Annotated in this window: 14 protein-coding genes; 13 read left to right on the top strand and 1 reads right to left on the bottom strand. The window is 35.3% G+C overall.

Annotated elements, in window-relative coordinates:
• Positions 1–4: 4 nt before the first annotated feature.
• The 3 genes from nusA (at position 5) to GON26_RS14805 (ending at position 4,856) form a co-directional block, all read left to right on the top strand.
• The gene (nusA, locus tag GON26_RS14815; RefSeq protein WP_127337718.1) at positions 5–1,258 is read left to right on the top strand and encodes a transcription termination factor NusA; all 1,254 of its coding nucleotides are present in this window, start codon (positions 5–7) and stop codon (positions 1,256–1,258) included.
• A gap of 51 nt (positions 1,259–1,309) precedes the next feature.
• Complete coding sequence (gene infB / locus GON26_RS14810; protein WP_160375560.1) at positions 1,310–4,192, top strand: translation initiation factor IF-2; 2,883 nt, start codon at positions 1,310–1,312, stop codon at positions 4,190–4,192.
• A gap of 154 nt (positions 4,193–4,346) precedes the next feature.
• The gene (locus GON26_RS14805) at positions 4,347–4,856 is read left to right on the top strand and encodes a DUF4920 domain-containing protein (protein ID WP_160375559.1); all 510 of its coding nucleotides are present in this window, start codon (positions 4,347–4,349) and stop codon (positions 4,854–4,856) included.
• Positions 4,857–5,269: 413 nt separating this feature from the next.
• Here GON26_RS14805 and GON26_RS14800 read toward each other — a convergent pair whose 3' ends face one another.
• A complete protein-coding gene (locus GON26_RS14800; RefSeq protein WP_160375558.1) occupies positions 5,270–5,659 on the bottom strand; it encodes an SPOR domain-containing protein in 390 nt (129 codons plus the stop codon).
• A 221-nt stretch (positions 5,660–5,880) separates the two neighbouring features.
• Between GON26_RS14800 and GON26_RS14795 the strand changes: the two genes are divergently transcribed.
• The 10 genes from GON26_RS14795 (at position 5,881) to queG (ending at position 19,666) form a co-directional block, all read left to right on the top strand.
• Positions 5,881–7,212 carry a c-type cytochrome gene (locus GON26_RS14795; RefSeq protein WP_160375557.1) on the top strand — a complete coding sequence of 444 codons (1,332 nt, stop codon included), beginning with the start codon at positions 5,881–5,883 and terminating at the stop codon, positions 7,210–7,212.
• Positions 7,213–7,244: 32 nt separating this feature from the next.
• A complete protein-coding gene (locus GON26_RS14790) occupies positions 7,245–10,298 on the top strand; it encodes a TAT-variant-translocated molybdopterin oxidoreductase (protein ID WP_160375556.1) in 3,054 nt (1,017 codons plus the stop codon).
• Between the two features lie 28 nt (positions 10,299–10,326).
• The gene (nrfD, locus tag GON26_RS14785) at positions 10,327–11,727 is read left to right on the top strand and encodes an NrfD/PsrC family molybdoenzyme membrane anchor subunit (protein WP_160375555.1); all 1,401 of its coding nucleotides are present in this window, start codon (positions 10,327–10,329) and stop codon (positions 11,725–11,727) included.
• Positions 11,720–12,244, top strand: a complete 525-nt coding sequence (locus GON26_RS14780; RefSeq protein ID WP_041516373.1) for a DUF3341 domain-containing protein — start codon at positions 11,720–11,722, stop codon at positions 12,242–12,244. The genes nrfD and GON26_RS14780 overlap by 8 nt, the downstream gene beginning before the upstream one ends.
• Positions 12,245–12,252: 8 nt before the next feature.
• Positions 12,253–12,798 carry a c-type cytochrome gene (locus GON26_RS14775; RefSeq protein WP_160375554.1) on the top strand — a complete coding sequence of 182 codons (546 nt, stop codon included), beginning with the start codon at positions 12,253–12,255 and terminating at the stop codon, positions 12,796–12,798.
• A 27-nt stretch (positions 12,799–12,825) separates the two neighbouring features.
• A complete protein-coding gene (locus GON26_RS14770; RefSeq protein ID WP_160375553.1) occupies positions 12,826–14,388 on the top strand; it encodes a quinol:cytochrome C oxidoreductase in 1,563 nt (520 codons plus the stop codon).
• Between the two features lie 19 nt (positions 14,389–14,407).
• On the top strand, positions 14,408–15,595 hold the full coding sequence (locus GON26_RS14765) for a cytochrome c oxidase subunit II (protein WP_160375552.1): 1,188 nt from the start codon (positions 14,408–14,410) through the stop codon (positions 15,593–15,595).
• Positions 15,596–15,626: 31 nt separating this feature from the next.
• Positions 15,627–17,426, top strand: coding sequence for a cytochrome c oxidase subunit I (locus GON26_RS14760; RefSeq protein ID WP_160375551.1), 1,800 nt, complete (start codon positions 15,627–15,629; stop codon positions 17,424–17,426).
• A gap of 183 nt (positions 17,427–17,609) precedes the next feature.
• Positions 17,610–18,632 carry a Holliday junction branch migration DNA helicase RuvB gene (gene ruvB / locus GON26_RS14755; protein WP_160375550.1) on the top strand — a complete coding sequence of 341 codons (1,023 nt, stop codon included), beginning with the start codon at positions 17,610–17,612 and terminating at the stop codon, positions 18,630–18,632.
• 110 nt (positions 18,633–18,742) lie between these two features.
• Entirely contained in the window at positions 18,743–19,666 is a 924-nt protein-coding gene (gene queG, locus GON26_RS14750; RefSeq protein WP_160375549.1) for a tRNA epoxyqueuosine(34) reductase QueG, read from the top strand.
• The last annotated feature ends 235 nt before the right edge of the window (positions 19,667–19,901 follow it).

Below are 19,901 nucleotides of genomic sequence, written 5' to 3'. Positions count from 1 at the left end.
TCGCATGGAAAATTTAGCATTAATCGATTCATTCTCAGAGTTTAAAGATAATAAACTTATTGATCGTGTAACGCTTATGGCAATTTTAGAGGACGTGTTTAGAAATGCATTGAAGAAAAAATACGGTTCTGATGATAACTTCGATATTATCATAAATCCTGATAAAGGAGATATGGAAATCTGGAGACGAAGAGTTATTGTTGCTGACGAAGATCTTGATTTTGAAAATGAAGAAATTACTTTGACAGAAGCAAGAATGATTGAAGCTGATTTTGAAATTGGTGAAGAAGTTTCTGAAGAGGTAAAATTGATTGACTTAGGAAGAAGAGCTATTTTGGCTTTGCGTCAAAACTTAATATCTAAAATTCACGAGCACGATAATACCAATCTTTACAAACAATTTAAAGATATTATCGGTGATATTTATACTGCAGAAGTACACCACGTACGTCCTAGAGTAGTTATCCTGGTTGATGACGAAGGAAATGAAATTGTACTTCCAAAAGAAAAACAAATTCCATCTGACTTTTTCCGTAAGGGAGACAATGTTCGTGGAATAATTGAAAGCGTTGAATTAAAAGGAAATAAACCTCAAATCATTATGTCAAGAACTTCTGAGAAGTTTTTAGAAAAATTGTTTGAACAAGAAATTCCAGAGGTATTCGACGGTTTGATTACAGTAAAAAATGTAGTGCGTATTCCAGGTGAAAAAGCTAAAGTAGCGGTAGATTCTTATGATGATAGAATCGATCCTGTTGGAGCTTGTGTGGGTATGAAAGGATCTCGTATTCACGGAATTGTTCGTGAATTAGGAAACGAAAATATCGACGTAATCAACTATACAAGTAATATTCAATTGTTTATTACAAGAGCATTAAGCCCTGCAAAAGTTTCTTCTATCAAAATTGATGAAGAAAATAAAAGAGCTGAAGTATTCTTGAAGTTAGAAGAAGTTTCTAAAGCAATTGGTAGAGGAGGTCATAATATTAAATTGGCTGGTCAGTTAACGGGTTACGAGTTAGACGTTATTAGAGAAGGTGATGTTGCAGGTGCAACTGCTGACGAAGATGATGTTGAATTAACTGAGTTCTCTGATGAGATCGAAGACTGGGTTATTGAGGAATTTGCTAAGATAGGTTTAGATACTGCAAAAAGTATCCTGAAACAAGAAGTAGAAGATTTAGTAAGAAGAACAGATTTAGAAGAGGAAACAATTCTTGATGTTATGAAAATACTAAAAGAAGAGTTTGATAGCTAGTAGATAGCTGATCAAACAACACAACGAAAAAGGTAATAATAAAAAGGTTATATGTCTGAAGAGAGAGTAATAAGAATAAACAAGGTTTTAAGGGAATTAAATATTTCGTTAGAAAGAGCTGTTGATTATCTAAAAGATAAGGGAATTGCTATTGACGCAAATCCGAATGCAAAAATTTCTGATAGCGAATTTAATATCCTACAAAGCCAATTTGCGGGCGATAAGGGGAATAAGGAAGCTTCTAAAGAGGTAGGAGAAGAGAAAAGGAAAGAAAAAGAGGCATTACGTGTAGAACGTGAGAAAGAAATTGAAGACAAACGCAGACAGGACGAAGAACGCCAAAAACAACAGGAAGTTATAAAAGCGAAAGCGGTTGTAACAGGACCTGTTCAAGTAGGTAAAATTGATTTGAATCCAAAGAAGCCTGCTGCTGTTGTAGCTCCTTCTGAAGAGCCGGTTAAAGCTGAAGAGCCTAAAGTTGTTGTTCAGGCAGAAGTAGAAAAACCAGTTGAAAAACCTGTTCAAAAAGAAGAGGTAAAGGTTGAAGCTCCTGTTGTTGCTCAAGACAAAGTTGAAAAACCTATTATTACAGAGAAAAAAGAAGTAAAAGCGGAAGCGCCTAAAGTTGCTCAGGAACCAGTTGTTTCAACTGAGTCTGGAGTAGTTGAAGAAACAATCACTACGCAATATCAAAAATTATCTGGAACTACGCTTACAGGTCAAACAATTGATTTATCTCAATTTAATAAACCTAAGAAAAAGAAAGAAGATCCTAAGATAACACCAAACAAACCAGGTGCTCCAGGTGCAAACAATAACGCTAACAAAAATAAGCGTAAAAGAATTGCTCCTAAGCCAGGTACTCCGGGTGCAACAGGTGCTCCGAGACCTGCTACTGCGCCAGGTACACCAAATCCTAACAAAATCACGCCTAATACTGGTGGTGGTGGAGGTTTTAATGCAAACAGAAGTGCAAGATCGGGATTCGTAAAAGGAAACCGTCCGGCTATTGTTGCAAAAGTAGAGCCTACTGAAGAGGAAGTAAAAAACCAAATTAGAGAGACTCTTGAAAAACTTCAGGGTAAAGGTGGAAAATCTAAAGCTGCCAAATACAGAAGAGATAAAAGAGATACGCACCGTCAGAAATCTGATGAGGAGCAAAGAGCACTTGACGAAGGAAGTAAAACTATTAAGGTTACAGAATTCGTTACAGTAGGTGAAATTGCAATCATGATGGATGTGCCGATTACCAAAGTAATTGGAACTTGTATGTCTCTTGGAATCATGGTTACCATGAACCAACGTTTGGATGCTGAAACTTTGACTATTGTTGCTGATGAATTTGGTTACGAAGTTGAATTCATCACTGTAGATATCGAAGATGCTATTGAGGTAATCGAAGATAAAGAAGAAGATTTAGTGGTTAGAGCGCCGATTGTTACTGTAATGGGTCACGTCGATCACGGTAAAACATCTTTACTGGATTATATTCGTAAAGAAAATGTTATCGCTGGTGAGTCTGGAGGTATTACACAACACATTGGAGCTTACGGAGTAACGCTTGATAACGGTCAAAAAATCGCATTCTTAGATACACCAGGTCACGAGGCGTTTACCGCGATGCGTGCACGTGGAGCTCAGGTTACGGATATCGCTATTATCGTTGTTGCTGCGGATGATGATATCATGCCACAAACAAAAGAAGCGATTTCTCACGCACAGGCTGCGGGAGTGCCAATTATATTTGCAATCAATAAAATTGATAAACCAAATGCTAATGTTGAGAAAATCAAAGAGCGTTTGGCTGGTATGAATTTACTTGTTGAAGATTGGGGTGGAAAAATTCAGTCACATGATATTTCTGCAAAAGTTGGAACAGGAGTAAAAGAATTATTAGAGAAAGTTTTATTAGAAGCTGAAATTTTAGATTTAAAATCTAATCCAAACAAAGCAGCTCAGGGAACTGTGGTTGAAGCTTTCTTGGATAAAGGAAAAGGATATGTATCAACAATTTTAGTTCAGCACGGAACTTTAAAAGTTGGAGATTATATGTTGGCTGGTAAGCATCATGGTAAAATTAAAGCTATGCATGACGAACGTGGACATATCGTTAAAGAAGCTGGTCCTTCGACTCCGGTATCTGTATTAGGTTTAGATGGAGCTGCAACTGCAGGTGATAAGTTCAATGTTTTTGAAGATGAAAAAGAAGCAAAACAAATTGCATCAAAACGTTCTCAATTAATGCGTGAACAATCTGTACGTACTCAACGTCATATTACACTTGATGAAATTGGTCGTCGTATCGCTCTTGGTCAGTTTAAAGAATTGAACGTGATCCTTAAAGGAGACGTTGATGGATCTGTTGAAGCATTATCAGATTCATTCTCTAAATTATCTACCGAAGAAGTTCAGATTAATATTATACATAAAGGTGTTGGAGCAATTACTGAAACTGACGTTATGTTGGCTTCTGCTTCTGATGCAATTATTATCGGATTTAACGTTCGTCCTGCTGGAAACGCAAGACAATTGGCTGATAAAGAAGAAATCGATATCCGTTACTATTCTATTATCTACGCTGCTATCGATGACTTGAAAGATGCGATGGAAGGAATGTTGGCTCCAGAAATGAAAGAAGAAATTCTTGGAACCGCTGAAATTCGTGAGATTTTCAAAATTTCTAAAGTGGGTTCTATTGCAGGATGTATGGTTATGGATGGTAAAATTCTTAGAACTTCTAAAATTAGAGTTATCAGAGAAGGAGTTGTAGTGCATACAGGTGAACTTGTGGCATTGAAACGTTTCAAAGATGATGTTAAAGAAGTTTCAAAAGGATACGATTGTGGTATTCAGATAAAAGGTTACAACGACATCGAAGAAAGAGATGTTATTGAAGCTTACCACGAAGTAGCAATCAAAAAGAAATTGAAATAAAATTCAATCATTATATTGTAAAGTCCCAACGTGAGTTGGGACTTTTTTTATAGCTGTTTTTTAATAGAAGTGGAGTGGTTTTGGTGTGGTACAAAAATATTTTTTTAGCTTATTTTCAGATATAAGTATTATTTTTGATAAAAATTATTTGATTATGAAACGATTATTGTATTCAGTGCTTCTTACTGTAAGTGTTTTGTCTGTGTCTTTTTCACAGGAAGATGTTCAAAAAAGTTCTCCGCCAGCAGGTAATGCTTTGGTGGGTGATTTTTATGGCGCCGATATTTCAAAAACATCTGAAAATAAAGCTATTTCGGTTGAAAAATTAGAAAGTGACTTAAAGAATTCTAATAAAGCTGAAAATGTTTCAGTAAAAGGAGTTGTGACTGATGTTTGTCCTAAAAAAGGATGTTGGGTGTCTATTAAAACTGAGGATGGTTCTTCTTTCTTTGTTAAAATGAAAGATTATGCTTTTTTTGTTCCTACCGCATTAAAAGGGAAGAATGTTGTTTTAGAGGGAACAGCTGAGAAAAAAATAACTTCAGTTGATGAGTTGAAACATTATGCTAAAGACGCTAAAAAATCAAAAGCTGAAATTGATGCTATCATTAAGCCTCAAGAAGAAATTCGATTTATGGCTGACGGAATTAAGGTTGTCAACTAAATTATGATTTAAATTCAATAAAATATATTTAAAGTCGCTGCGAAAGTTGCGGCTTTTTTTATAATATCATAAAAGTGTAAAACAATGTATTATACAACAGATGAAGAGAGCATTTTTTTAGAGTTAGAGATAGGTATCTAGAGGGAGATTCTTTTTATGTGGAAACTTTTGCTTTTTCGTATTTGGAAGCTGTGACAGGTTATATTGACGTTTATGATAAAAAAAGAAGTAATAGTAGATTTTATTTAATGATGGATGAAAGGCCTTTGTTTCATAGTGAGGGAAATAGAAATGAATGATATAGACGTGTCAAGGAGAGTTTAATAACTTGAAATAATCATACTTTTTATCTAATCAATCCAAAAAAAAAGCCACTTTAAAGTGGCTTTTTTTTGAAAATTATATGTTTAATATTATTTCGAAGGTTTCAATAAAAACACGCTTTTATATCGTTGTTTAATTTCTGCTAAGTTTTTTTCAGCTTCAATTCGGGTTTTAAAATTACCAACTATTACTTTGTAATTAGGTGTGTTGAAAATAATCGTACCGTCAATGGTGTTAAATTCTCTTTTAAAATCCGATAACGTTTTCTTTGCTTCATCGCTTTTACCGCTAAAGATTTGAATTTTATAAGTATCGTTAGTACTAATTGACGCGTTAATTTTACGTTTTTCATTGAGTAATTGTTCGAATTTAGGGTCTTGATTTAAGCTAACATTTTGCTCTTGAGCATTAATATTAGAAGCTAAAGTAATCATTGTTAATGTAAAGAAAACTCTTTTCGAAGGGGTTAAAATTCTCATAATGTGATGGTTTTTATGCAAAAATAGTATTTAATGTTTGTATGTAAAATTTTAATATTATTTAGAATTGATATAAATTGATATTTAAGACTATTTTAAGGTTTTGAGAATAGTTCATAAATCGTATTTTTGTGCAAGTTTTAAAAGAAGGTGTTCAATTTTGACTGTATTTAGGTACAGAAAAAATCATACCAAAATTAGTAGATAATTATTTATACTATATGAAAAAGGTGGGTAACCATAATTCGATCTCAAGAAAATTGCTGCTTAGCTTATCGCTAACGCTGATTTTCTCCCTAACTTCATTTGCTCAAGATCCAGCTGCTCCTGCGGCTCCTGAAGCTGCGGCACCTGCTGCAACTGGAGGTGGTGATCCTGTGAAAGGGAAAGAACTTTTTAATGCAAATTGCGCTGCATGTCACAAATTAGATGCAAAATCAACAGGTCCTGCTTTAAGAGGAGTTGCTGATAAACACGATAAAGCTTGGCTTTATAAGTGGATTCATAATAGTTCTGACATGATTAAGTCAGGTGATGCTGCTGCGGTTAAACTTTTTGAAGAAAATAACAAGTCGGTAATGACTGCTTTTCCTCAATTATCTGAAGGAGATATTGATAATATTATAGCTTATACTTCTGAAGTAAAAGCTGAGCCTGCGCCAGGACCGGGTGGTCAAGCTACTCCTCCGGGGACAAATGTAGAAGGTGGTGGGATTTCTAATAACATTATTTTAGGTGCACTTGCACTTGTAATGGCTATTTTGGTTGTGATGTTGTTTATGGTAAACAAAGTCTTGACTAAAGTTGCTAAAAACAATGGTATTGAAGTTGCTCCTAAAGAGCCTACAACTCCAATCTGGAAAGCTTTTGCAAGAAATCAATTCTTGGTATTAGTTACTTCTATATTCTTGCTTTTGGCTAGTGGATATTTTGTTTATGGATTCTTAATGCAAGTTGGTGTAGATCAAAACTACGAGCCGATTCAGCCAATTCATTACTCTCATAAAATTCACGCAGGAGATAATGAGATCAATTGTAAATATTGTCACTCTGCTGCTCGTGTAAGTAAAAATGCTGGTATTCCTTCATTAAATGTTTGTATGAACTGTCATAAAAATATTTCTGAAGTTGCTGAAACTACTGCTACTCCTGAGTACAGTAAAGCATTCTACGATGGTGAAATCCAAAAATTATACGATGCTGTTGGATGGGATAAAGCAAAACAAGCTTATACTGGAAAAACACAACCTGTAAAATGGGTTCGTATTCATAATTTACCTGATTTCGTGTATTTCAATCACTCACAACACGTAAATGTTGCAGGTGTTGAATGTCAGACTTGTCACGGTCCTGTTGAGGAGTTTGAAATCATGAAGCAATATTCTAAATTAACAATGGGATGGTGTGTTGATTGCCATAGAAAAACTGATGTTAAGATGGAAGGAAACGCATATTATGATAAAATTCATGCTGAACTTTCTAAAAAATACGGTGTAGAGAAATTGACTGCAGCGCAAATGGGAGGTTTAGAATGCGGTAAATGCCACTATTAATCGAATTATTAAGATTTTAATATTTATATACAATGTCATCAAACAAAAAATACTGGAAAAGTGTTGAAGAGCTAGAAAATAGCTCTATTGTTGAGGCGCTTAGAAATAACGAATTTGTTGAAGAAATTCCTACTGATGAATTTTTAGGAAATGCAGATGCTTTAGCTACATCTGGAACTTCACGTCGTGACTTTTTAAAGTACGTAGGATTTAGTACTGCAGCCGTAACTCTTGCTGCTTGCGAAGGTCCTGTTCACAAGTCTATCCCTTATGTGTTACAACCAGAACAAATCATTCCTGGTGTTGCAGATTATTATGCAACTACGGTTTTTGATGGTTTTGATTTTGCTAACCTTTTAGTGAAAACTCGTGAAGGTCGTCCAATTAAAATTGATAACAATACTATTTCTGGAGCTAAGTTTTCAGCCAATGCTAGAATTCATGCGTCTATATTATCATTATATGATAGTATGCGTTTGAAAGAACCTAAATTGGATGGAAAAGATAGTAGCTGGTCTGCTGTTGATTTAAAAATTAAATCAAGTCTTGCTGATGCAAAAGCAAAAGGCGGGCAAGTGGTATTGTTGACTAATACTTTGGCAAGTCCATCAACTGAGAAATTAATTGGTGAATTTATTGCTAAAAATCCAAATGCAAAACACGTTGTTTACGATGCTGTTTCTTCTTCTGAAGCTTTAGATGCATTTGAAACTGCTTATGGAGAAAGAGCTTTAGTTGATTACGATTTTTCAAAAGCTTCTTTAATTGTTTCTGTTGGTGCTGATTTCTTAGGAGACTGGCAAGGTGGTGGATATGATTCAGGTTATGCCAAAGGTCGTATTCCTCAAAACGGAAAAATGTCTCGTCATTTTCAGTTTGAATCAAATATGACTTTATCTGGAGCTGCTGCTGATAAGCGTGTTCCGATGACTATTGCGAATCAAAAACAAGCTTTAGTTCAAATATATAATATTGTTGTTGGTGGTAATGTGGCTGTTTCTTTAGATGGCCCTTTTAAAACTGAAGTAGTGAAAGCTGCTCAACAACTTAAAGCTGCTGGTTCTAAAGGAGTTTTAGTATCTGGTATAGAAGATAAAAATGCACAATTATTAGTATTAGCAATCAACCAAGCGTTGGCTAGTGAAGCTTTTAGTACAGCAGGTACAAGACAAATTAGAAAAGGTTCTAATGCTGTAGTTGCTCAATTATTGAAAGATATGAATGCGGGAAGTGTTCATACTTTGATTATGAGTGGAGTAAATCCTGTTTATACTTTGGCTGATGCTGCTTCTTTTGAAGCTGGATTGAAAAAAGTAAAAACTTCGGTGGCATTCTCTTTAAAGGAAGATGAAACTGCTTCTCTTACTACAATTGCTGCTCCAGCACCTCATTACTTAGAGGCTTGGGGAGATGTTATGATTACAAAAGGCACCTATAGTTTGACTCAGCCAACTATTCGTCCTATTTTCAATACAAAACAATTTCAAGACGTTTTATTGTCATTAAACGGAACTCCTGGAAGTTTCTACGATTATATCAAAGCTAATTCAGCTGGTATTACTGCAGGTTCTTCTTGGAATAAAGTATTACATGATGGTGTTTTTGTAATTGGTTCTACTGCATTATCCGGTGGAGCTGTTGATGCTGCTAGTGCTGCAAGTGCGCTTTCAAAATCAAGATCTGCAGGTGATTTCGAATTAGTATTATATACTAAAACAGGTATGGGTGACGGACAACAGGCAAACAACCCTTGGTTACAAGAGTTTCCGGATCCAATCACAAGAGTTTCTTGGGATAACTATGTAACTGTTTCTAATGCAGATGCTAAAAAACTTGGATTATCTAATGAAATTGTTGCAAACGGAGGTTTAAACGGAAGTTATGCTACAATTACAACTGCAGATGGAGTTAAGTTAGAAAACGTTCCGGTAATTGTTCAGCCAGGTCAAGCTGTTGGTACAGTAGGTTTAGCTGTGGGTTACGGTCGTAAAGCTGCTTTGAAAGAAGAAATGATGGTAGGTTTAAATGCTTACTCTTTATATAAAAACTTCAATAGTGTTCAATCTGTATCTATTGCGAAAGCTGGAGGAGAGCATGAATTTGCTTGTGTTCAGGGTCAGAAAACATTAATGGGTAGAGGAGATATTATCAAAGAAACTACTCTTGAAATCTTCAATACAAAAGATGCTGAACATTGGAACGAACAACCAATGGTATCTTTGGATCACCAGGAAGTAAAAGCTACAACTGTTGATTTATGGGAATCATTTGATCGTACTACGGGACATCACTTTAATCTTTCAATCGACTTAAACGCTTGTACTGGATGTGGAGCATGTGTTATTGCTTGTCATGCTGAAAACAACGTTCCTGTTGTAGGTAAAGCAGAGGTAAGAAGAAGTCGTGATATGCACTGGTTGCGTATTGACAGATATTATTCTTCTGAAAGTACTTTTGAAGGAGATAATGAAAGAAAAGAAGGTATCGCAGGTTTGTCTAGTTCATTATCTACATTTAATGAAATGGAAAAAGCAGGTGAGAACCCTCAGGTAGCTTTCCAGCCAGTTATGTGTCAGCACTGTAATCACGCGCCATGTGAGACAGTTTGTCCAGTTGCTGCTACATCTCACGGTCGTGAAGGTCAAAACCATATGGCATACAACAGATGTGTTGGTACTCGTTACTGTGCTAACAACTGTCCTTATAAAGTACGTCGTTTCAACTGGTTCTTGTATAACAAAAACAGTGAATTCGATTACCACATGAATGATGATTTAGGGCGTATGGTATTAAATCCAGACGTAAACGTTCGTTCTCGTGGAGTTATGGAAAAATGTTCTATGTGTATCCAAATGACACAAGCTACTAAGTTAAAAGCGAAAAATGAAGGACGCCCAGTTGCTGATGGAGAATTCCAAACAGCTTGTTCTAATGCTTGTTCTTCTGGAGCAATGATCTTTGGAGATGTTAATGATAAAGATAGTAAAGTAGCTAAATTAGCTGCTGACGAAAGATCATACCACTTGTTGGAGCATGTTGGAACAAAACCTAATGTGGTTTACCACGTTAAAGTTAGAAATACTTAAGAAATATTAAAAATCAATTTAAAGGATTATGTCTCATATATACGATTCAAGTATTAGAAAACCTTTAGTTATAGGTGATAAAACTTATCATGATGTAACAGTAGATGTAGCTGCGCCTGTTGAAGGCCCTGCAAACAAACAGTGGTGGATTGTATTTTCAATCGCATTAATAGCCTTCCTTTGGGGATTAGGCTGTATAATTTACACCGTATCTACCGGTATCGGAACTTGGGGATTAAATAAAACAGTAGGTTGGGCTTGGGATATCACAAACTTTGTTTGGTGGGTTGGTATTGGTCACGCAGGAACATTAATTTCTGCAGTATTATTACTTTTCCGTCAACGTTGGAGAATGGCGATTAACCGTTCAGCAGAAGCAATGACTATTTTCTCTGTTGTTCAAGCAGGTTTATTTCCAATTATTCACATGGGCCGTCCGTGGTTAGCATACTGGGTTTTACCTATTCCAAATCAATTTGGATCTCTTTGGGTAAACTTTAACTCACCATTACTTTGGGACGTATTCGCAATCTCTACTTATCTTTCAGTATCATTAGTTTTCTGGTGGACTGGTTTATTACCTGATTTTGCAATGCTACGTGATAGAGCTGTAACTCCTTTTACAAAAAGAGTTTATTCTATATTAAGTTTTGGATGGAGCGGTAGAGCAAAAGACTGGCAACGTTTTGAAGAAGTTTCTTTAGTTCTTGCAGGTTTAGCTACTCCACTTGTACTTTCTGTACACACTATTGTATCTATGGACTTTGCTACTTCTGTAATTCCGGGATGGCACACAACAATTTTCCCTCCATACTTCGTTGCAGGAGCGGTATTCTCAGGGTTTGCAATGGTAAATACCTTGTTGATCGTAATGAGAAAAGTTTCTAACCTTGAAGCGTATATCACATTACAACATATCGAATTGATGAACATCATTATCATGATTACAGGTTCTATCGTTGGTGTGGCTTACATCACTGAGTTATTTGTAGCTTGGTATTCAGGTGTAGAGTATGAGCAATATGCATTCTTAAACAGAGCTACTGGACCTTACTGGTGGGCATATTGGGCAATGATGACTTGTAACGTTTTCTCTCCACAATTTATGTGGTTCAAAAAATTAAGAACAAGTATCATGTTTTCATTTGTAATTTCGATTGTAGTAAACATCGGAATGTGGTTTGAAAGATTCGTAATTATTGTTACTTCTTTACATAGAGATTACCTTCCATCTTCTTGGACAATGTTTTCACCAACATTTGTTGATATTGGAATTTTTATCGGAACAATTGGTTTCTTCTTCGTGTTATTCTTATTATATTCTAGAACATTCCCTGTAATTGCTCAGGCCGAAGTTAAAACTATTTTGAAAGCAACAGGAGATAATTACATTAGAGAAAGAGCAAATAAAGATTCACACCATGAGTAATAAAGTAATATACGCCATTTATAATGACGATGATATTTTGATGGATGCAGTAAAGAAAACCAGAGCTGCACATCATCATATTGAAGAGGTTTTTACTCCATTCCCAGTTCACGGATTGGATAAAGCAATGGGTCTAGCGCCAACAAGATTAGCAATTTGTGCTTTCTTATACGGATGCGTAGGTATTTCTGTTGCAACAACGATGATGAGTTATATTATGATTCATGATTGGCCACAGGATATCGGTGGAAAACCAAGTTTTAGTTTCATTCAAAATATGCCTGCTTTTGTGCCTATTATGTTTGAGATGACGGTATTTTTTGCAGCTCACTTAATGGTTATTACTTTTTATATGAGAAGTAGATTATGGCCATTTAAAGAAGCGGAAAACCCTGATGTAAGAACAACAGATGACCATTTTTTGATGGAAGTTGCTGTAAACGATAACGAAGCAGAACTTGTTTCTTTTTTCGAAGGTACAGGAGCTGTTGAAGTTAAAGTAATTGAAAAGAATTAATTGTAGCTATGAAAAGGATATATAAAATAACACTTTTAGTTGGTATAACTATTTTAGTTTCATCTTGCCACAATAATTCGGCACCGAACTATCAGTACTTCCCTAATATGTATGAATCTGTAGGATATGAAACGTATTCTGAAGCTTCTGTATTTAAAGGTGGAAAAGAAGGACAACTTCCTGCTGAAGGAAGTATCAATAGAGGTTTTGAGCCTTATGAATATGAAAATTCAACTGCTGGTTACGAATTAGCTAAAGCTAATTTAAAATCACCTTTGACAGAAGAAGAAAAAGCTTCTGAAAAAGGAAAAGAACTTTTCGAAATTTACTGTATGAGTTGCCATGGTGCTTCTGGAAACGGTAAAGGTAAATTGGTTGAGAGAGAGAAATTTCTTGGAGTACCTAGCTATAAAGACAGAGTTATTACTGAAGGAAGTATCTTTCACGTTGAAACTTATGGTTTAAATGCAATGGGTTCACATGCAAATCAATTAAGTGCCCACGAACGTTGGTTAGTTGCTGACTATGTTCTAAAACTAAAAAGCCAATTATAATTGTTGAACAAACTGATCGTAATAGATATGTACACATTTTCAAGTAAATTAAAAACGTTTTCTTTCATTCTAATGGCCGTTGGTATATTAGGGATTGGATTTGGTTTTTTAAACGCTCCTAAAAATATTGAAGAGGTAGAAACTCTTCTTGCAAAAGAAGCATCTGAGCACGGTGGAGGACATGGTGAAGCTGCTCCGGCACATCATGAGGAATCTGCTGAGGCAACTCACCACGAGGAAAAACCAGAAGCTGTTCATCATGAAGAAGCTAAAGATGCACATGCTGAAGTTGCTGTAACGGCTGATTCAGTTGTTGCAAATAAAGATTCAGTTGTTGCCAATGCGGAAGTTGCTCACGAAGTAAAAGCTGAAGAAGCACATGAAGTAGCTGTTGCAGAGACTACTGTTGCTAAACATGAAGTAAAAGCTGAAAAACATGAGGAAGTTTCTCATGAGGAGCATGATCCTAAAGCGCACGCAGAACATGTTTTACACCAATTGCAAAACAAACCTTGGTCTGCTTTGTATGTAGCTTGTATTTTCTTCTTGTTACTTTCAATGGGAGTTTTAGCTTTTTATGCTATTCAACAAGTTGCTCAGGCAGGTTGGTCTCCTGTATTGTTTAGAGTTATGCAGGGTATCACAGCTTATTTGCCTGCTGGTTCTATCATTTTCTTTATTATTCTTGTGCTTTGCGGATTACACTTTAATCATATATTTGTTTGGTTAGGTGAAGGAGTTACAGATCCTACACATGCAAATTATGATGCTATTATTGCTGGTAAATCTGGATATTTAAACTTTCCATTTTGGATTGTTAGAGCGGGAGTATTTTTATTAGGATGGAACTTATACCGTCACTATTCAAGAAAAAACTGTTTAGCTCAGGACGAAGCTAATGATGATTTCTTCTACAAAAAGAATTTTAAATTATCTGCTGGATTTTTAGTATTCTTTATTGTTTCTGAGTCTATCATGTCTTGGGATTGGATTATGTCATTTGATCCACACTGGTTCAGTACTTTATTTGGATGGTATGTATTTGCTTCTTTCTTTGTAAGTGGTATTACTACTATCGCATTAGTTACTATTTATTTAAAATCTAAAGGATATTTAGAATATGTAAATACAAGCCACATCCACGATTTAGCAAAATTCATGTTTGGTATTAGTGTTTTCTGGACGTATTTATGGTTCTCACAATTTATGTTGATCTGGTACGCTAATATTCCTGAAGAGGTTACTTATTTCGTTACGAGAATTCAATTATACAACTTGCCTTTCTTTGGAGCTGTAGTTATGAATTTTGTTTTCCCATTATTGATATTAATCAATACAGATTTCAAACGTCTTAACTGGGTTATTGTTATGGCTGGTATTGTTATCTTATTAGGACACTATGTTGACTTCTTTAATATGATTATGCCTGGTACAGTTGGTGACAGATGGTTTATTGGAGTTTCTGAAATTGCATCTATTCTTTTCTTCTTAGGTTTATTTATTTTCGTAGTGTTTACTGCATTGAGTAAGTCTCCTTTGTTAGCAAAAAGAAATCCTCTTATAGAAGAGAGTAAACATTTTCATTATTAATATTTAAAGAAATAAACAGATGACAAGTTTGTTGGTAATTATAGTTTTAGTTTTATTAGCAGTTGCATTGTGGCAATTGACCAAGATATTTGATCTTACTCAAGTAGGATCTTCTTCGGACGATTCGCAAGTTGCATCAGATAATGACAATAATATTCAGGGATATATTATGTTTGGCTTTTTGGCATTCATTTATATCTTCACGATATACGGTTTACTAAAATGGGGGCATTTAGCACTTCATACACCGGCTTCTGAGCATGGTACTTTAGTAGATAGTTTGATGAATATTACTTGGGTATTAATCTTTACTGTTCAAGTTATTACTCAAGGTTTATTATATTGGTTTTCTTTCAAATACAAAGGGAACAAAGATAAAAAAGCATTATTCTTTGCTGATAGCAATAAATTAGAAGCAATCTGGAGTATTATTCCATCTGTTGTTTTAGCTGTTTTGATTCTTTACGGATTGTATGCTTGGAACAATATTATGTTTGTTGACAAAGATGAAGATGTAATCGAAATCGAATTATATGCACAACAATTTAAATGGACTGCCAGATATGCTGGTCCAGATAATGTTTTAGGAAAAGCAAACGTTCGTTTAATCGAAGGTATAAACACTTTAGGTGTAGATATGTCTGATCCTAATGCTCAGGATGATATCGTAGTTTCTGAATTGCATATACCAAAAGGTAAAAAAGTACATTTCAAAATGCGTTCTCAGGACGTATTGCACTCAGCTTATTTCCCTCACTTTAGAGCGCAAATGAACTGTGTTCCCGGAATGGTTACTGAGTTTGCTTTTGTGCCAACTTATACTACTGCAGAATACAGAGAGTTACCATTTATGGTTGAAAAAGTTTCAAATATCAACAAACTTAGAGCTCAAAAGAGTGCTGATTTAGTTGCTAAAGGTGGAACTGCTTTAGATCCTTATACATTTGATTATTTATTATTATGTAATAAAATTTGTGGTGCTTCGCATTACAACATGCAAATGAAAGTTGTTGTTGATTCGCCAGCTGATTACAAAAAATGGTTAAGTGAAAAAACAAGTTTAGCACAAGATATTAAAGCTGCTGCGGCTGCGGAAAAACCAGCTGAAGGTACAGAAGTTGCGAAAGATAGTAGTATCGCAAAAGATACTGTGAAAGCAGTTATCGATACAGTAAAAGCTGTTGTAGCTAAAGTGGCTATGAAATAATATTTATTAAGAAAATTTAAAGTATACATATATGTCAGCAGAAGCACACGATCACGGACACGATCACGAGCACGAACATCATCATCATAAAGACACTTTCATTACTAAATATATTTTTAGTATTGATCACAAAATGATTGCTAAACAATACCTGATTACAGGTATTATAATGGGAGTTATTGGTATTGCAATGTCTTTACTTTTTAGAATGCAATTGGCGTGGCCTGAAGAGTCTTTTAAAATCTTTAATGTTTTATTAGGAGATAAATTTGCACCGGATGGTGTAATGGCTAATGATATTTATCTGGCTTTGGTTACAATTCATGGTACCATCATGGTATTCTTTGTTTTGACAGCCGGATTAAGTGGTACTTTTAGTAACTTACTTATTCCACTTCAAATTGGAGCCCGAGATATGGCGTCCGGATTTATGAATATGATTTCATACTGGTTGTTTTTCTTGTCTGCTGTAATAATGTTATCGTCTTTATTTGTTGAGGCTGGACCAGCTTCTGCAGGTTGGACAATTTATCCACCATTAAGTGCTTTACCACAAGCGATTCCAGGTTCTGGAACAGGTATGACTTTATGGTTAGTTTCTATGGCTATTTTCATTGCATCTTCATTAATGGGATCTTTGAACTACATCGTAACTGTTATCAACTTAAGAACAAAAGGAATGTCTATGACTAGACTTCCATTAACAATCTGGACATTTTTTGTAACAGCTATTATTGGTGTTATTTCCTTTCCAGTATTATTGTCTGCTGCATTATTATTGATTTTTGATAGAAGTTTTGGAACTTCATTTTTCTTGTCTGATATTTATATTGCAGGAGAGGTTTTACACTATCAAGGTGGTTCTCCAGTTTTATTTGAGCACTTATTTTGGTTCTTAGGACACCCTGAGGTTTACATTGTAATCTTACCAGCAATGGGTCTTGTTTCTGAAATTATGGCTACGAATTCTCGTAAACCAATCTTCGGATACAGAGCGATGATTATGTCTGTTCTTGCCATTGCGTTTTTATCAACTATTGTTTGGGGTCACCACATGTTCCTTTCAGGAATGAATCCTTTCTTAGGATCGGTATTTACTTTTACTACATTATTGATTGCAATTCCATCTGCTGTAAAAGCGTTCAACTGGATTACAACTTTATGGAAAGGTAACTTACAATTTAACCCTGCTATGCTGTTCTCTATCGGAATGGTTTCTACTTTCATCACTGGAGGTTTAACAGGGATCATTTTAGGAGATAGTACTTTAGATATTAACGTTCACGATACGTACTTCGTAATTGCTCACTTTCACTTAGTAATGGGTATCTCTGCACTTTACGGAATGTTTGCTGGTATTTACCACTGGTTCCCTAAAATGTACGGAAGAATGTTAAACAAAAATTTAGGATATATTCACTTTTGGGTAACAGCAGTTTGTGCTTACGGAGTTTTCTTCCCAATGCACTTTATCGGATTAGCTGGTTTACCAAGACGTTATTATACAAATACAAATTTCCCATTGTTTGACGATTTACAAAACGTAAACGTTTTAATTACAATGTTTGCATTAATCGGAGGAGCTTTCCAATTGGTATTCTTGTACAATTTCTTTAGTAGTATTTTCTACGGTAAGAAAGCAGTTCAAAATCCATGGAGATCAACTACTCTTGAGTGGACTACTCCGGTAGAACATATTCACGGTAACTGGCCAGGTGAAATTCCTCATGTGTACCGTTGGCCGTATGACTACAGTAATCCAAATCATGATGTAGATTTTGTACCGCAAAATGTACCAATGAAAGAAGGTGAAGAAGTTTTACATCACTAAAAATATTTTAAAAAAGACCATCTGAAAAGATGGTCTTTTTTTGTTTTATTACAAATGGATTATAAATTCCAATACTTTAAATTCCAGTTTCAGTTCAAATTTGAAATTTAAAGTATTGGGATTTCCTTTTTTATTTGAAATTTATCTATTTTACAAACTGATTACTTTGTTTATCTTTGTAAGATGAATGAAAATCTAGACCCGACTACAAAAGGATATAACCCAGAAGAATTAGATCTCGAAAAAAGATTGCGTCCGCTGTCATTTGATGATTTTGCGGGACAAGATCAGGTATTAGAGAACTTAAAAGTTTTTGTTGCAGCCGCTAATCAGCGTGGCGAAGCACTTGATCATACTTTATTTCACGGGCCTCCTGGATTAGGGAAAACCACTTTGGCTAATATTTTGGCCAATGAATTGGAAGTTGGTATAAAAATCACATCTGGACCAGTTTTAGACAAACCAGGTGATTTGGCTGGATTGCTGACCAATCTTGACGAAAGAGATGTTTTGTTTATTGATGAAATTCATCGTTTAAGCCCAATTGTCGAAGAATATTTATATTCGGCAATGGAAGATTTCAAGATTGATATTATGATCGAATCGGGCCCAAATGCCAGAACAGTTCAAATCAATCTGAATCCTTTTACGCTTATTGGCGCTACAACTCGTTCAGGATTACTTACTGCTCCAATGCGTGCTCGTTTCGGAATTTCATCACGTTTACAATATTATACCACCGAACTTTTAACAACAATTGTCGAAAGAAGTGCATCAATATTAAAAATGCCTATTTCATTGGACGCTGCCATCGAAATTGCGGGCCGTAGTCGTGGAACACCTCGTATTGCTAATGCTTTATTACGTAGGGTCCGTGATTTTGCGCAAATAAAAGGCAACGGAACAATTGACATAGAAATTGCCCGTTACGCCTTAAAAGCCCTGAATGTCGATGCTCATGGTCTTGACGAAATGGATAACAAAATTCTGTTAACCATTATCAATAAATTCAAAGGAGGACCCGTTGGACTTTCGACATTGGCGACAGCAGTATCCGAAAGTAGCGAAACAATCGAAGAAGTCTATGAGCCGTTCCTGATTCAGGAGGGATTTATCATGCGAACTCCTCGCGGGCGTGAAGTGACTGATAAAGCGTATAAACATTTAGGAAAAATCAATACCAATATTCAAGGCGGATTATTTTAATTTAGGAGCTTTTTCCAGCCATCCACTATATCTTTGCCTGCCTAAAGAAGGCAAGCAAAGGATGCCGTTTCTGTCTGGGCTAGGCATTTCGTTTCATATAACATTTAGCATTGATAAATTCGAAAGAAACATATTCAAAATTCATAAAATCCGAAGCAAAAAGACTTGGTTTTCTTTCTTGTGGTATATCTAAAGCTGGTTTTCTGGAAGAAGAAGCGCCAAGATTAGAAGCCTGGCTCAATAACAATCATCATGGGCAAATGTCCTATATGGAAAACCATTTTGACAAGCGTCTTGACCCGACCCTGTTAGTTGATGATGCAAAAAGTGTGGTTTCACTTTTATTAAATTATTATCCTTCCGAAGCTCAAAATTCAGAGAGTTTCAAAATTTCCAAATATGCTTACGGACAAGATTATCATTTTGTCATCAAAGAAAAATTAAAAGAGTTACTGCATTCCATTCAAGAGAATATTGGTGAGGTTTCAGGCCGAGCATTTGTAGATTCTGCACCCGTTTTGGATAAAGCTTGGGCTGCCAAAAGCGGTTTGGGCTGGAGAGGAAAAAACAGCAATTTATTAACTCAAAAAGTAGGTTCTTTTTATTTTATTGCCGAGCTTATTCTAGACCTTGATCTGGAATATGATTACGCGACAACTGATCATTGTGGTTCTTGCACGGCTTGTATTGACGCTTGTCCAACCGAGGCAATTGTGGCTCCTTATGTGGTAGATGGTAGTAAATGTATCTCGTATTTTACCATCGAACTAAAAGAAAATATTCCTCATGAAATGAAAGGAAAATTTGATGATTGGATGTTTGGTTGTGATACCTGCCAGGATGTTTGCCCCTGGAATCGATTCTCAAAATCACACTCAGAACCATTATTCAATCCCAATCCTGACTTACTTTCTTTTACTAAAAAAGACTGGACAGAAATGACAGAAGAGACTTTTAGAATCGTTTTCAAAAATTCCCCAATTAAAAGAACCAAGTTCGAAGGTTTGAAACGAAATATTCTTTTTATGAAGTAATTTCTTTTCATTTACGATTTTTCACCTGCTGATATTTTTTCAAAAATCTGATAGATTGTTAATTTAATTTCATTATTTTTTATAAGAATTTTATTTCTTATATGTAATTAATTAAAAATCAAACAGTTGCGTTTGATTTTTGCTTAAAGTGTAACTACCTAATAATCAGTCTATTTATTAGGGTTTTACAGGTTTTTTTTATAAATTTGTGTTAAAGCCCCCAGTCTTATATTTT

It is taken from the genome of Flavobacterium hydrocarbonoxydans (assembly GCF_009789235.1).
GTDB classification, from domain to species: Bacteria; Bacteroidota; Bacteroidia; order Flavobacteriales; family Flavobacteriaceae; genus Flavobacterium; species Flavobacterium hydrocarbonoxydans.
The sequence above is the reverse complement of the archived record's forward strand: the minus strand, read 5'-3'. Positions and strand labels throughout refer to the sequence as shown.